The sequence below is a fragment of the Trichococcus pasteurii genome (assembly GCF_900112935.1).
Taxonomy (GTDB): domain Bacteria; phylum Bacillota; class Bacilli; order Lactobacillales; family Aerococcaceae; genus Trichococcus; species Trichococcus pasteurii.
Window position 1 is genome coordinate 26,866 of the sequence record NZ_FONM01000016.1, and the last position, 15,102, is coordinate 41,967.

The following is a 15,102-nucleotide window of genomic DNA, read 5'->3' on the forward strand; positions in this document are numbered from 1 at the left end:
TGCTTAACCTTACAGTTTTGTAAGATTACCCATCAATGGTCCCTCAGTAACGGTTCTCTGGCTAAATCAATCGTGACTTTGGTGCCTTTTCCTAAAGTTGATTCGATCCTTAGGTCATGTCCCAAACGTTTTGTAATTTCCTGACTCAGAAACAATCCCAGACCCGTTGACTTCTCATGTATCCTTCCATTAAATCCTGAATAACCACGTTCAAATATGCGCGGTAAGTCTTCAGAACGGATACCAATACCTGTATCTTCAATAATGAGCTGCTGCTCTTGTGTGGGGCTCATGTAAATCTTGATGGTGCCACCTTCGGGCGTATATTTCAAACTATTGGAAAGAATTTGTTCAACCAGAACACGCAGCCATTTCTCATCTGACAAGATAATTGCTGCTGTCTCTTGATAGTCTAATTGGATATGATTGTAAATAAACAAAATAGAAAATTTTTTTACCGTCTCTTTGATTACGCGATCGAGCGAAACATCTGCAAAATCCAAATCTGTACCACTTTGTTCAATTCTCACATAATTCAATGCCATATATGTATAATTTTCAATCCGTAGCAGCTCTTGTTCCATTTGGTTCCGATAATTCATTTGACTATCTCGTTGCATCAATAAGCTGATGGCTGAAATGGGTGTTTTGATCTGATGCAGCCACAAGGTAAAATAATCCATCTGAGAATTGCTTCTCTGCACATTATTTCTTTCGATTTGTTGGATCTCTTTGATTAAGTCTACGATTTTAAGACGAAGAAAAGCTTCACTTGGGTCTTGGCTAGCAGCTAATTGTTTCAGCGCATGGATTGGATCTTTATCCAGGCGTTCCAGTAATCGAAACCGCTTGTAATACCTCGAAAATTGAAATGCGAAAAAACAACTGCCTAAAAACAAAGAAAGCTCGATAGCGAATAGCAAAAAATAGAGTGGCAATCGTCCCAATATATAGACGAGACTGAACACCATGACGTTAAGCATATATAGGATCATCAAAGAGCGTTCGGCTTTAATAAAAGCTATCAAAATGTCTGCCCATTTCTTATTTTGTTTCATCATGCTCGTCCTTCTGAAGTCCATATCCAAATCCTTTTTTCGTGACAATAAAGGAAGTTACATTTATTTCTGCAAGTTTTTTGCGTAAGCGATTGATGTTGACAGCTAATGTATTGTCATCAATAAAGGAATCATTTTCCCATAGTTTCATCATGATGGCCTCTCGGGAAACAAAGGCCCCTTTTTGCAGAAAGAGTACTTCTAAAATTTTCATTTCATTTTTGGTTAATTCTACTTCCTGATCCTGGTATTGAACCTTTAATTCACTTGTCTTCAGATGTACCTGCCGATGACTCAAATAAATGTCATTGCCGGTAAAGTCATAGGTTCTCCGCAACAATGCCTGTATTTTTGCTAAAGCAACAGTTAAATCAAAGGGCTTACTGATAAAATCATCTGCTCCCATTTGTATCGCCATTACAATATCCATTCGTTCGCTCTGTGAAGAAACAAAAATAATGGGTACTTGAGAGATTTTACGAATTTCCGTACACCAATAATACCCGTTAAAGTACGGAAGTTTGATGTCTATTAAGACCAATTGAGGTGCTTCTTGCGTAAATGTGTTCATGACGTCATTAAAATCGGTGACATAAAAGGCACTGTATTGCCACTTCAGCAACTCTTCCTGCAAACTTGAGGCAATGACTAAATCATCTTCAATAATCATAATTTTCATCAACCTATTCACCTACTTATCTTTCATTCGTTGCTTCTACTATACAGGATTAATTGCCGTCAGCCTATTGGACCTTGGACTTAGTAACCATTTTGACTGTTCAATTATTTCACAAAATAAGCATCCCACTAACAAAATATGGCTGTATAATTTTTAGTGTGGATGAGTACAGAGAAAAAGCTGTCTCATTGACGAGGCAGCTTTGGTTGGGCGTTATTCTTTTTGGGGGGTGTCCGATAATTGCGAAGAATCGGACATTTAGGTAGCTTATTGTGACGCGGATGTCCGATAACTTCATAGAATCGGACATCCAGGATGACGATACTGGCACAGTTGTCCGATAAGTCCACAGAATCGGACATTTACGCAGACTATGCTGTCCTGCTTGTCCGATAATCTCAAAATATCGGACATCCTGAAGCAGAAGAGCGATTCGCAGGCACTATTTTATTTATAAGCCGGCAGATAATCGCCATGGGCAGCGATCAATTCATCCACCATTGCTTTTATTTCGGAAATGGACAGTTCCGCGTTCGCGTGCGGGTCCATCAACGCCGCTTGATAGATCTTGTCTTTTTCAAGTGTCATTGCGGCCTCAACCGTCAACTCCTGGACATTGATGTTTGTCCGGTTCAATGCAGCCAATTGCGTAGGGAGTTTGCCTACATAGGTAGGTTGAACGCCATTTTTGTCCACCAAACACGGAACTTCCACACAGCAATCTTCCGGTAAGTTGGTGATCAGGCCTTTGTTCAGGACATTCCCGGCAATCATCGTTGGCGTTCCAGTTGTAATCGCATCCATGATATAAGACGCATATTCGCGACTTCTTGTGTGTTCCAACGAACCGTCATTGACGATCTCGTCTCTTTGCGTTTCCCAGCCTGCGATTTGATCAACGCATCTTCTCAAGTATTCATCGATCGGGATCTGCAGCTGCTCTATCAATTCCGGATAATTCTTTTTGATGAAGTAAGGATGGTACTCTGCGTTATGCTCGCTGGATTCTGTGATGTAGTAGCCGAAGTGTTTCATCAATTCAAAGCGCACAGAATCCTTATGCGGATTGGCTATTTCTGAAGCCAGTCTGCGGATTTCAGGGTAGAAATCTTTTCCGTTCCGGTTGATTTCCAGCAGCCAAGCCATGTGGTTGATGCCGGCGATTTTCCATTGGAATTCATCCAGATTGTATTGATCTTTTATCCCCAAGTGTTCGAATAATTCCGGCACACAGACTTGGACACTATGACATAAGCCAACTGTTTTGATCTTCGTCGCTTTCAGCATGCCCATCGTCAAAATAGCCATCGGATTGGTGTAGTTCAATAACCAGGCATCCGGACAAACCTCTTCCATGTCTTTGGCGATGTCGAACATCACCGGAAGTGTGCGCAATCCTCTGAAAATACCGCCGATACCGGTAGTGTCCCCGATTGTCTGCTGCAAGCCGTATTTTTTAGGAATCTCAAAATCAATCACAGTGCTCGGCTTGTAGCCGCCCACTTGGATCGCATTGATGACAAAATTCGCATCTTTCAAAGCTTCTTTTCTGTCGCTGAAAGATTGTATTTTTGCGCGGCTTTGATTCGAGTTTTTGTTGATGGTCTGAAGCATCAGTTCGGATTCTTTCAAGCGGTTTTCATCAATATCGTACAATGCAATTTCTGCATCCTGGAGACTAGACGTCAACATCGCATCCCCTAAAACGTTTTTTGCGAAGATTGTGCTGCCTGCACCGATAAAACAAATTTTGACCATGTTCATGCTCCTTTTCCTTTTGATGTCTTCAGTATAGGCTATTCTCACTGAATAAGAAGGGCATGGTTTTAGCTTCAGGGTACAATTTTTCAGGTCTTATTTTTCGAGCTTATACCGGGTCGGGGAACTTTGGAATCTGTTTTTGAAGGCCCGTGTAAAAGAGTGCCGGTTCTGGTATCCTACCGCGCTTGCTATTTGCTCCACCGACAATTCCGTTGTTTTCAACAACTGGCTAGCTTTGTTCATGCGGTATAGATTCAAATATTTGAGGGCGGTCAAGCCTAACTCCTCCTTGATTACCTGGCTGAAATAGGCTGGGTGGAGGTACATCGATTTCGCAATTTCTTCGATCGTCAAATCTTCGCGATAATAATTATTTTCCACATACAACAAAAAGGCTTCACTGTATTTTTTCGTTCGGCTGACGTGGACCCCCATTCCCCTATTCTCACCAGGGATTTTGAAGGACGAAAAAATATCACAGAAGTGCGCTTGATTCGCCAGTTTTTGAGAATCATCAAAAAAATCGGATTGCATGAAACGCTCGAATTTCTCCTGCAACTCTTTTTGTGCGCCAACTTGGCCTATATAGTCTTTAGCCCCGATGCCGTTCGTATGCAGGATTTCTTTCACTTTGGTGCCCGAAAAGCCGATCCAATAGTATTCCCATGGATCTTGCGCATCCGCTTCGTAATCGACCAGTTCATTCGGACGGATCAGAAAAAAATCACCCGCACCCAAGTAATGCGTTGTATCGTTCACGGTATACCGCCCTTTTCCGCTGATCACAAAATGCACGATGTAGTTGTCCCGCAACGAAGGGCCAAATCGATGACTGCTCTGGCATTTCTCGTATCCTACATTAAAAAAATAAAAATCCGAGAAATAATATTCCTTAAAAAATAGATCTTTTAATAGTTTTTCGCTCATGGGGTATCCTCTGTTGTCTGTTTATTCATCATGATTGTTATATAGATAGATTTTAGCACAACACCTGTTGATGTTGATAGAATGTATATCTGCGAGTTATTCATCTTTTTGGGACTGAATATAGTTCGAAAACATGAATAACTCTAAAGTATTCATCTTTTCGAGCCCGAATGCCGACCAGAACATGGATAACCAAGCATTATCCATGTTCACACGACAAAATCGCCCAACCCCACAAAACCCAAAAAGCCCAAAAGGCGCTCCGGCAAGAGCGCCTTTTGGGCTTTTTCACTATATATTCTTATCCTTTGACTGATCCGGAAGTCACGCCTTCTACATAGAAACGTTGCATGAAGATGAACAGGATCGTGATCGGGATGGCGATCAGTACGCAACCTGCGGTGAACGCCATGAACAGCGAGTTGGCGGTTGTGCGGGTCATCATCGTGAACAGCCCGATCGCTATCGTGTAGTTCGGGATGTTATCGCCCATGATGATTTTTGCGAAGATGAAGTCCATCCATGGTCCCATGAAGGCCAGCAAAGACGTGTACACGATGATCGGCTTGGACAATGGCAGCGTGATTTTCGTGAAGATTTCCCACTTGTTGGCGCCGTCGATCATGGCCGATTCGTCCAATGCCATCGGGATCGTATCAAAGAATCCTTTGGCGATGTAGAAGCCCAGCGCCGAGCCCGCAGAATAGACCAGAATCAAAGCAAGCAGACTTTCCGTCAGGTTCAGGGCTTTCAGGATGTAGTACACGGCGATCATGCTCATGAATCCGGGGAACATGTTCAGCACCAGCGCAACTTTCAGGAACGGTTTCCGCATCTTGAAGCGCAAGCGCGACAGTGCGTACGCCATTGCGATTGTGATGAAAGTCGACAGGATGCAGCTGATCACGGAAACAAACAGCGTGTTCAGGAACCAGCGCACAAACGGATAATTGCCGGTTGTGTTCTGCAGTAGGATCCTGTAGTTTTCTAACGTGAATGATTTTGGAATGATGTACGGAACGAACGCGCCGCCTTCTGCTCGGAAGCTGGTCAAAACGATCCATACGATAGGGAATAGCCAAACGACCGACAGGACAGCCAGGATGGCGTAGACTGCAGCCAGCGAATAGCGCCGCTGCGCTTTGTATCCTGTTGTTTTCTTTGCTTTTGCCATTGTTTAGCCCTCCTTGAATGAATTCGTTCTTGTGTAAGCCAGCAGACTGAACGCTGCGGACAGGATGAAGATCAGGATACCGATGACGGAAGCCAAGTTGTAGTCCATCGTATTGACCGTCAAGTTGTACAGCCACGTAACCAGCAAATCCGTCGAACCCGCGCCGTAAAAGTCGGAGTTCGAAGGTCCGCCTCCGGTCAACAGGAAAATGACGTTGAAGTTGTTGATGTTGCCGATGAACTGTTGGATCAACGCCGGCATCATGACGAATAAGATTTGCGGGAAAGTGATGTTCCTGAAAATCTGCAGCTTGTTGGCGCCATCGATCCGGGCCGCTTCGATCTGATCAGTCGGCAGATTTTGGATGATCCCCGTCGAAACCAGCATCGTTGCCGGAATACCGATCCACATATTGACGACAATGACGGTAATTTTTGCCCAAATCGGATCCGTCAAAAATGGAATGGCTGAATCGATCAGGCCCAAGTTCAACAATGTCGCGTTGATGGGACCCGCGCCATTCAAGAGATTACGCATCACCAACAGTGAAATGAACTGCGGAACGGCCATCGTGGTGACGAAAATTGTGCGCCAAACGCCTTTGAATTTCAGGCCTTTGGTATTGATCAAAAGTGCCAGCAGGATGCCGAAGAAAAAGCAAGTGACTGTTGCCAGCGTCGCCCAAATCAGCGTCCAGCCCAAGACCGGGAAGAAGGTGTCTGCCATATTTCCGGAAATGACGTTACCGAAGTTTACAAAGCCGACCCAGGTAAAAAGGTTTTTCGGCGGCAGATGCGTGTGGTCATAGTTCGTGAAGGCGATCGAAATCATGTAGAGCAGCGGCAGGACCGTGAACAAAAGTACGCCCAACAACGGAATCGTCATCAAGGTGGCATGGAATCGTTCATTCAACAAACTCGCCAAATCATCCATCGTGCTCGGGATTTTTTTTCCTGCTTTCTTCAGTTCATGGATATTCCTTGCGCTTTTCAGATTGATGACGTACAAACCAACAAGGAGCAAACAAATCACAATGGCAGCAATCCCGAATAATAGCAGTAACATCGAGTTGTCGCCCTCTTGCAGCACTTCAATCCCTAGGCGTTCGTCAAAAACGAGCCCTTGCGATTGGGTACCCAACGTCGCCAACATGGATAGCGCCCGCAGTCCGTTGCGGATCAGCCAATAGAAGAAGGCGATCTGCGAAAACAGGAAAATCAAACCTTTTAGGTATTGTTTATTGGCAAGATTGGCAGCTCCCATGACAACAAAGGAAAGTTTTGTTGCGACGTCCCCTTCTTTGAACAATTCCCGAAAGGTCATCTGCTGGCCGTAACTTTTTTTCTTGAACATGGCTTCCCCACTCACTTTCATCATTTTAAATAGGAGGGACGAAAGATGCGTGATCTTTCGCCCTCCCTTTTTAGTTTCTTTTATTCTTTTTCTTCTTCAGGTTCTGTTACTTTGGATGTGTCTTCTACCAATTTGTCCAGTTTTTCCATGTATTCGTCTGCGGTGATGTTGCCTTTGTATGCATCATTGATGATGGCATCCATCGCTGGCCAGAACGAAACGATTTCCGGAACTTTAGGCATGACGACTGAATGAGTGGATTGGGACATTTCCATGACTGCTTTCGCCACGACATCTTCTTGCACTTCCGCATTTGCCTGAACGACTTTGTTCGATGGGATAACGCCCATTTCCTGGAATTCAATCAATTGGGAAGTTTCATTGGACAGGTAGTTCGCCAAAGCCATGGATGCTAAAGGCGCATCTGTCTGTTGGTTTACCGCAAATAATTTGACGCCCAAGAAAGCTTTCATCTGAACTTCGCCGCTGCCGAAATCGACTGTCGGGTAAGCCGCAACGCCCATATTTTCACCCAATGCTTTGGTGACATCATTTTTCGACCAAGGTCCGGAAAGGAATGCGTCCGAAACGCCTGCTTCCAAGTTGGCTAAGGCTTCAGCACCGGACTGGATCACGCCTGGATTGTTCTTTTGAGCTGCGATCCATGCAAGGACTTCAGCACCTTTTTCGTCATTAAAGTTGGTTCCGCTTGGATCTTCGCCGGTTTCACCGTACAAGTAAAGACCGTTACTCATGAACAGCGGTCCGAAGATATAGTTGGCTCCTGCTTCAGCAAAGTTTGTGCCGATTTTGCCTTTTTCAGACAATGTCGTCCAGCTCTTCACATCATCTTCAGTCAGTTTCGCTTTGTTATAGTAGAGAACTTGCGATTCAACGCCGTATGGGTAGCCGTAAAGCTCATCGTTCCACGTTACGCCTTCGACAGCCGATTCCACGTTATTTGCTTTTACTTCATCTGCATATTTTGTGTTCGGATATAACAGACCTGCTTCAGCCATTTGACCGACTTGGTCGTGCGGCATCATGAAAACGTCAGCCGCTGCTTTTGGATCTTTCGAGACATCTTTCTTTGCATCAGCTGAGCTTCCTGCCGCCACTTCAACCGTAACTTCAGGGAATTCTTTTTCGAACTCTGCTACGATCCCTTTGAAGACTTCCACGTGGTCCGTATCCACCCACAATTTGACGTCGCCTTCCACAACGACTTCTCCGGATGTGTTTTCAGCTGAGCCTGTATCGCTTGTATCAGCTGTGCCGCCGCATGCGCCCAAGATTAAAGCAGATGCCCCCAAGATTAAACCGCTTCCAAAATACTTTTTCCAATTCGTTTTCACTTACTTGTCCCCCTTGAAATGAATTTCCTTTACACGTTTGATTATGCAACCGATTGCTTCAATAGTCAAGCTTTATTTCTTAAAAAAAGAAAATGGTTCATTTTCCGACAGTGTTTGATTCGTCCCAAAAAGCTTACTTATATAGTTATATAAGGCTTTTCCGGTGAACAATAACCCATCGGACGCCATTCCCTAACTAAAAAACAAAATGCAACCGATTGCTAAAAGTTCTTGCATCCTACTATGCGATGTGACACAATGTGGGAAAACAAAGAATGAAAAGGAGCCGATACTACTATGAACACTTCCGCACTTTACCATCGCCCTGAAAGCGAATTTGCCTACCTATATGACCCAGAAACGATGCACGTCCGTCTGCGTACTGCTCGTGGAGACGTCCGCGAGATGGGTTTGCTTTACGGGGATCCTTATTTTTTGGACAAAGAAGAGTGGTTCCGCAAACCGCTTCAGATGATCAAAACCCTTTCCACTGATCTTTACGATTACTGGTTCGTCGAAGTCACGGCCCCCTTAAAGCGCCTGTCTTATGCATTTGCCTTGAAGGGTCATGATGGGATTTCCGTATTTTACGGCGATCACGGCGTTTATCCATTAGAAGAAGACTATTTGCGGATGCCGAACAACTACTTTCGGATGCCCTTCTTCCATGAAGTCGATCGCTACAAAACACCGGAATGGGTCAAAAAAACAGTTTGGTATCAGATTTTCCCGGAACGTTTTGCCAATGGGGATCCGAGCAACGATCCGGAAGGCACGCTGGCTTGGGGTTCGGCAGATCCAAGCCGCGAGAACTTCTTCGGCGGCGACCTGCAGGGGGTCATCGATCACCTTGATTATTTGGAGGACCTGGGTATCAACGGCATCTATTTCTGCCCGATTTTTGAAGCTTCTTCCAACCATAAGTACGATACGATCGATTACCTGAAGATCGACCCGGCTTTCGGCGATGCAGAAACTTTCAAAAAACTCGTGGAAGAATGCCACAAGCGCGGCATGAAAGTCATGCTGGATGCCGTCTTCAATCATATCGGTGATTCTTCGCCGCAATGGCAGGACGTACTTGCGCATGGGGAAGATTCGCAATACGTCGACTGGTTCCACATCAATGAATTTCCGGCTTCCTACAAACGCGGTGAAAATTTCGAAGATGCCTACGACATCACTTACGATGTCTTTGCCGCCAACCCGCATATGCCGAAGCTGAACACGGCCAATCCGGAAGTGCAGGATTATCTGCTGAACATCGCCCGCTATTGGATCGAGGCTTTCGATATCGACGCCTGGCGTTTGGATGTCGCGAACGAAGTCGACCACGCTTTTTGGAAAAAATTCCGGATTGTCTGCGATGAAGCCAAAAAAGATTTCTACATTCTCGGCGAAATTTGGCATTCTTCCCAAAACTGGCTGCAGGGCGACGAATTCCATGCCGTCATGAACTACGCCTTCACTGATGCGATTATGGGCTATTTCGTGAAGAATGAATTATCATTGAGTAAAATGGTTTCGGAAATGAACAACCAACTGATGCTCTACCGCAATCAGACAAACCAGATGCAATTCAATATCCTCGATTCCCACGATACACCGCGTCTATTGACGGAAGCCAACGAGGACAAAGACGTCATGAAACAAGCGATGGCATTTACTTATATCCAGCCTGGCGTTCCATGCCTGTACTACGGGGATGAAATCGGCTTGACCGGCGGGATGGACCCGGATTGCCGAAAGTGCATGGTCTGGGAAGAAGAAAAACAGGATCGCGATCTGCACCGTTTCGTGAAAGAACTGAACGGGATTCGCAAAGAGCAACAAAAAATCCTTTCGGAAGGCACTGTTTATTGGCGCCAGGTATCCGAAGAATCCGGCGTAGTCATCTTTGAGCGCATGCTGGGCGGCGAGGTCATCCGCGGCGCCTTCAATACCGGCGAGCACACGGCACGGGTCGAGCTGATCGGAGAGGCTTTGTTCTCGAACCTTGCGGACGTATCGGACGGGGCTGTCGAATTGGCGCGCAAAGGTTTTGTGTTGATGAAAGAATAGTCACTGCCTATTTAGAATAAATAAGAGATGAGGTTGCAGCATGGAAAAACATTGGTGGCAAGAGGTTGTCGTTTATCAGATCTATCCGCGGAGCTTCAGGGACAGCAACGGCGACGGCATCGGTGATATCGCCGGCATGACAGAAAAATTGGACTATCTGAAAAAATTGGGTATCGGAGCGATTTGGCTTTCGCCTGTCTACCAATCGCCTAACGACGACAACGGGTATGACATTGCTGACTACGAAGCCATTCTTGACGAATTCGGCACGATGGAGGAGATGGAGCGTTTCATCGCGGAAGCCGACCAGCGCAACATCAAAGTGGTGATGGATCTGGTGGTCAACCATACTTCGGATGAGCACGCCTGGTTCGTCGAAGCCAAAAAAGGCAAAGACAATCCGTACCGCGACTATTATGTCTGGGCAGACCCTGCCGCGGACGGCGGCGTGCCGAACGGATTGGGCTCCGCCTTCTCCGGGCCGGCCTGGGAATGGGATGCGGCGAGTGGCCAATATTACTTGCATCTTTTCAGCAAAAAACAGCCGGATCTGAACTGGCAGAACCCAAAAATGCGCCAGGAAATCTACGCGATGATGAACCGCTGGATCGCCAAAGGGATCGGCGGCTTCCGCATGGATGTCATCGACCTGATCGGAAAAATCCCCGAAAAAGGAATCACGGGAAACGGACCGCAGCTGCATGAACTCCTGCAGGAAATGCAGCAAGCGACTTTCGGTGACCATGACCTGCTGACCGTCGGCGAAACCTGGGGAGCGACTCCGGAAATCGCTAAACTGTATTCCGCTCCTGAGCGCAACGAATTGTCGATGGTTTTCCAATTCGAGCATATCGGCCTGGACCAAAAATCGGACGGCGAGAAATGGGATCTGCAGCCGATGAAAGTCGCCGAACTGAAACGGATTCTGGCGAAATGGCAGACCGAACTCGGGCACGACGGCTGGAATTCCCTGTTCTGGAACAACCACGATTTGCCGCGGATGCTTTCGCGCTGGGGAAATGACCAGGAATACCGTTCGGAAAGCGCCAAAATGCTGGCGATCTTGCTGCACATGATGAAAGGAACGCCCTACATCTATCAAGGCGAAGAAATCGGCATGACCAACACGCCGATCACGTCCATTGCCGAAGCAAGGGACATCGAAACGCTCAATATGTACAACGCGCGCTTGGCGAAAGGCTATTCCGAAGCGGATATACTGGCTTCCATCAATGCCAAAGGCCGCGACAATGCCCGCCGCCCGATGCAGTGGGACGCTTCTTCGCACGGCGGATTTACGACAGGCACCCCTTGGATTGCCGTGAACAAAAATTATCCGGACATCAATGCGGAAGCGGCGTTGGCGGACCCGGATTCGATTTTTTATACCTACCAAAAACTGATCCGATTGCGCAAAGAAAACCCAATTATAATTTGGGGCGATTTCGAGCTGGTCGATACGGTCGACGAAGTCATCAGCTATTACCGTGAATACGAAGGCGAACGCTGGCTGGTCGTGGCCAACTTCTCTGATGCCGCGCAACCGTTCTCGGTTGAGGATGAAATAGTCGAAGTGATCATCCAGAATGACGAGGATGAGATTACCGGTTTGCAGGACCTGCAGCTGAAGCCTTGGCAAGCTTTTGTCGTGAAGGTGAAAGCATGAGCAGATGGTGGAAAAATGCGGTAGGTTATCAGATTTACCCCCGGAGTTTCCGGGACGCCAACCACGACGGCATCGGCGACCTGCAGGGGATCATCGAAAAACTGCCTTATCTGCAATCATTGGGCGTGGATTTCATTTGGCTGAACCCAGTCTATGCTTCGCCGAATGTCGACAACGGCTATGACATTTCCGACTACCAGGACATCCATCCCGATTTCGGGACGATGGCCGATTTCGAGGAACTGTTGGGCAAAGCCCATGCTGCAGGCATCAAAATCATCATGGATCTGGTCGTGAACCATACGAGCGACCAGCATCCTTGGTTTCTGGAAGCAAAAAAAGGCAAAGACAATCCTTACCGCGACTATTATTTGTGGGCGGATGCCACGGAAAACAAGCTGCCGAACGCTTGGCAAAGCTTCTTCGGCGGCTCGACCTGGACTTACGATGACAACTCGGGCCAGGCCTATTTCCATGTCTTTGCGCCGGAACAGCCCGATCTGAACTGGAAAAACCCGCAAGTGCGGGAAGAAATCTACCGGATGATCCGCTGGTGGCTGGACTTGGGGATCGACGGCTTCCGTTTGGATGCAATCAGCCATATCCAGAAAGAACCCTGGGATTTCAGAATCACCGACAATCCTTGGGCACCCTTCATGAATGTCACGGGGATTGAAGTCTATATGCAGGAACTGAAGGAGATTTTTGATGCTTATCCCATCATGACGGTCGGGGAAGCAAGCGGTGTTTCCAGCAAAAAAGCGGTGCATTGGACCAAAGAGGATGGCTATTTGAATATGATCTTCGAGCTGGAGCATAACGTGCGCGAAGGCCAGCCGGGTGCGGAACAGCTCAATCTGTTGGGGTTCAAAAAGGTGCTTTCCCGTTGGCAGAAGGACTTGGGGTCGAACGGATGGAACGCCCTGTACGTGGAGAACCATGACAATCCGCGGATCGCTTCGATTCTGGGGGATGAATCACCGAAATCCGCCAAAGCAATCGCGACGATGTACATGCTGCTGAAAGGGACGCCCTTCATTTACCAAGGCCAGGAAATCGGCATGACCAATTTCGCTTTCGAGTCGATGGATCAAGTCGACGCCCAGGATTCGCACAATCTCTACCGCATTCTCTTGGATAGCGGCTCTTCCCCGGAAGAAGCGTTGCGCAACGTCACCCATTGGACGCGGGACCATTCGCGCACGCCGCTGCAGTGGGAAGGCGGCATGTTCGGCGGATTTTCCGAGCTGCTGCCATGGATGGCAGTGAACAGTAATGCTTCACATCTGAATATCGCCGAACAGGAAAAGGACGAGCAATCCGTTCTGAGCCATTACAAGCAGCTGATCCGCTTGCGGAAGAAGCAGTCCTTATTTTCCGAGAGCGCCTTCGAACTGATTCTGAAAAATCATCCGCAAGTGTTTGCCTATCTGCGCAAATCGGACACGAAACAGGTACTCGTCCTCACGAATCTGAGCCGGAAACCTTGCCAAATCGACCTACCGACACGGGTTGCCAACAAAAAATGGCAGTTGCTGTCGACGAATACAGCGGACGTGCCTGCTGTTGCAAAGCGGCTGCAGATGCAGCCATACGATGCTTGGGTATTTGAGGAAATTATTTAGGTGCCCGCTGACCGGAGTTGAGTGACCAGATTGATTACCTCCTCCGGCGAGGCTGCTTCGGCCGGCAGACAGCGGTATCTTGCGGGCTCTTCTCCTGCGAGCCTGGCCTCATCGGAGCACAGATCTCAAATGTGGGGCATCCTCCGGCGTAGCCTCCGTTCGCCGGAGGAGAATGATTGCATACAGCTAAAACAAACAGCGAATGGACCGCCTAAAATTGGCTTTCCATTCGCTGTTTGTTTTGTTTTTCTGGTTCTTCAACATACATTACCTTCGCTTCTTTTTGATGATAGGTGGCGGGAATCCCTTCTGTCATTCTCCCAAAATTTCCCGCAACCGCTGCACAATTTTCGTCATTTCGGTCTGATTGACGGCCCGGACATCAAACTCGATGATACCATTGTTGGCTTGGTATTCGCGCGTATAGATCGCCGGATTTTGCGTTTTTAACTGTCGGATGGCTTCTTTGGCGCTGATTGTCCCAGTCACTTTGACACTGCCCCGATAGATTTCCCGGCCGGCGCTGTCCTGCACAACAGTAGCTTGCAAAGCGGGTATTTGATTGACCGCTTCGATAAAGGGCACTAAGCGCGCCTTCATCGATTCGCCGCTTTCGCTGCCGTTAGCCAGATAATCTTCCACGGCTTGGGCAAACCCAAGAATATTGTCTTTGCCGATCTTCATGGCCCGGCCAATCCCCTTGCCTTGGAGTCGCACCCACCCGATTGCGCTTTTTTTCCCGACAACCAGTCCGGCACTCGGGCCTTCAATCGCTTTGGTTCCTGAATAGATCACCAAGTCCGCTCCCATTGCATAATAGCCGAACAAATCTTCTTCCGCTGCGGCGTCGACGATCACCGGCAAGCCGTATTTTCGGGCTACGGTCACCATTTCTTCCACCGTCAGCATGCTCTTTTGCACGGTGTGATGGCTTTTGACATAAAGGAGGGCCGCCGTATCCTCGGTAATCAGCATTTCCACGTGTTCCGGGGTGCACATGTTTGCGTATCCCGCTTCAATGACTTTGCCTCCCCCTTGCTGAACCATGACTTCAACCGGCGTACCGTAATCCACATTATGGCCTTTGGGCAAAATGATTTCCCGTTGCGTGATTGTTTCTGCATAAGGATGGTAGGCATGAAATAAACTGCCTTTGCCGATGACGCCTGCCACGGATTGGGCGATGCCCGCCGAAGCAGAAGACACAACTTGAGCGTCTTCTGCTTTGAGCAAATCAGCCAAATAAGCACCGACTTTCACCGACAAATCTTCCATCTCAAAAAAGTGTTCTCCCCCATACTGTTGGGCAGCCAGAACAGCTTTTGATACTTTCGAGACACCTAAAATCGTCATCCGACCGGAAGCATTGATGACTTCCTTCAAATCAAATTTTTCATAACTGACCGTCATAGTATCGTCCTCCGATAAGTATAGGGATCATTG

The 15,102-nt window shown here is 47.4% G+C and carries 11 protein-coding genes; 3 read left to right on the plus strand and 8 right to left on the minus strand.

Features of this window, described 5'->3' with window-relative positions; translation table 11 throughout:
- Window positions 1-32 precede the first annotated feature (32 nt).
- From BM184_RS12005 to BM184_RS12035, 7 genes are all read right to left on the minus strand, one after another.
- Window positions 33-1,061 carry a sensor histidine kinase gene (locus BM184_RS12005; protein WP_245830764.1) on the minus strand — a complete coding sequence of 343 codons (1,029 nt, stop codon included), beginning with the start codon at window positions 1,059-1,061 and terminating at the stop codon, window positions 33-35.
- Window positions 1,045-1,740: a response regulator transcription factor gene (locus tag BM184_RS12010; RefSeq protein ID WP_086943657.1), complete on the minus strand. Its 696-nt coding sequence runs from the start codon at window positions 1,738-1,740 to the stop codon at window positions 1,045-1,047. Before BM184_RS12010 ends, BM184_RS12005 begins: the two co-directional genes overlap by 17 nt.
- A 444-nt stretch (window positions 1,741-2,184) precedes the next feature.
- Entirely contained in the window at window positions 2,185-3,495 is a 1,311-nt protein-coding gene (gene melA, locus BM184_RS12015) for an alpha-glucosidase/alpha-galactosidase (protein ID WP_086943526.1), read from the minus strand.
- 96 nt (window positions 3,496-3,591) lie between these two features.
- Complete coding sequence (locus BM184_RS12020; protein ID WP_086943527.1) at window positions 3,592-4,425, minus strand: AraC family transcriptional regulator; 834 nt, start codon at window positions 4,423-4,425, stop codon at window positions 3,592-3,594.
- A gap of 301 nt (window positions 4,426-4,726) precedes the next feature.
- Window positions 4,727-5,599, minus strand: a complete 873-nt coding sequence (locus tag BM184_RS12025; RefSeq protein ID WP_086943528.1) for a sugar ABC transporter permease — start codon at window positions 5,597-5,599, stop codon at window positions 4,727-4,729.
- 3 nt (window positions 5,600-5,602) lie between these two features.
- Window positions 5,603-6,952, minus strand: coding sequence for a carbohydrate ABC transporter permease (locus BM184_RS12030; protein WP_086943529.1), 1,350 nt, complete (start codon window positions 6,950-6,952; stop codon window positions 5,603-5,605).
- Between the two features lie 80 nt (window positions 6,953-7,032).
- On the minus strand, window positions 7,033-8,307 hold the full coding sequence (locus tag BM184_RS12035; protein WP_086943530.1) for an extracellular solute-binding protein: 1,275 nt from the start codon (window positions 8,305-8,307) through the stop codon (window positions 7,033-7,035).
- 297 nt (window positions 8,308-8,604) lie between these two features.
- Between BM184_RS12035 and BM184_RS12040 the strand changes: the two genes are divergently transcribed.
- The 3 genes from BM184_RS12040 to BM184_RS12050 are packed head-to-tail and all read left to right on the plus strand — an operon-like array spanning window position 8,605 to window position 13,659.
- The gene (locus tag BM184_RS12040; protein ID WP_086943531.1) at window positions 8,605-10,368 is read left to right on the plus strand and encodes a glycoside hydrolase family 13 protein; all 1,764 of its coding nucleotides are present in this window, start codon (window positions 8,605-8,607) and stop codon (window positions 10,366-10,368) included.
- Window positions 10,369-10,408: 40 nt separating this feature from the next.
- Entirely contained in the window at window positions 10,409-12,034 is a 1,626-nt protein-coding gene (locus BM184_RS12045; RefSeq protein WP_086943532.1) for a glycoside hydrolase family 13 protein, read from the plus strand.
- Window positions 12,031-13,659: a glycoside hydrolase family 13 protein gene (locus BM184_RS12050; protein ID WP_086943533.1), complete on the plus strand. Its 1,629-nt coding sequence runs from the start codon at window positions 12,031-12,033 to the stop codon at window positions 13,657-13,659. Before BM184_RS12045 ends, BM184_RS12050 begins: the two co-directional genes overlap by 4 nt.
- A gap of 312 nt (window positions 13,660-13,971) precedes the next feature.
- Here the strand turns inward: BM184_RS12050 and BM184_RS12055 are convergent, their stop codons facing one another.
- Window positions 13,972-15,069, minus strand: coding sequence for a DgaE family pyridoxal phosphate-dependent ammonia lyase (locus BM184_RS12055; protein WP_086943534.1), 1,098 nt, complete (start codon window positions 15,067-15,069; stop codon window positions 13,972-13,974).
- Window positions 15,070-15,102: the final 33 nt, after the last annotated feature.

Excerpts from the sequence above, each read along its gene's own strand:
- BM184_RS12005 (WP_245830764.1), bottom strand. The coding sequence starts at position 1,061 with ATGATGAAACAAAATAAGAAATGGGCAGACATTTTGATAGCTTTTATT.
- melA (WP_086943526.1), bottom strand. The coding sequence starts at position 3,495 with ATGGTCAAAATTTGTTTTATCGGTGCAGGCAGCACAATCTTCGCAAAA.
- BM184_RS12020 (WP_086943527.1), bottom strand. The coding sequence starts at position 4,425 with ATGAGCGAAAAACTATTAAAAGATCTATTTTTTAAGGAATATTATTTC.
- BM184_RS12025 (WP_086943528.1), bottom strand. The coding sequence starts at position 5,599 with ATGGCAAAAGCAAAGAAAACAACAGGATACAAAGCGCAGCGGCGCTAT.
- BM184_RS12030 (WP_086943529.1), bottom strand. The coding sequence starts at position 6,952 with ATGTTCAAGAAAAAAAGTTACGGCCAGCAGATGACCTTTCGGGAATTG.
- BM184_RS12040 (WP_086943531.1), top strand. The coding sequence starts at position 8,605 with ATGAACACTTCCGCACTTTACCATCGCCCTGAAAGCGAATTTGCCTAC.
- BM184_RS12045 (WP_086943532.1), top strand. The coding sequence starts at position 10,409 with ATGGAAAAACATTGGTGGCAAGAGGTTGTCGTTTATCAGATCTATCCG.
- BM184_RS12050 (WP_086943533.1), top strand. The coding sequence starts at position 12,031 with ATGAGCAGATGGTGGAAAAATGCGGTAGGTTATCAGATTTACCCCCGG.
- BM184_RS12055 (WP_086943534.1), bottom strand. The coding sequence starts at position 15,069 with ATGACGGTCAGTTATGAAAAATTTGATTTGAAGGAAGTCATCAATGCT.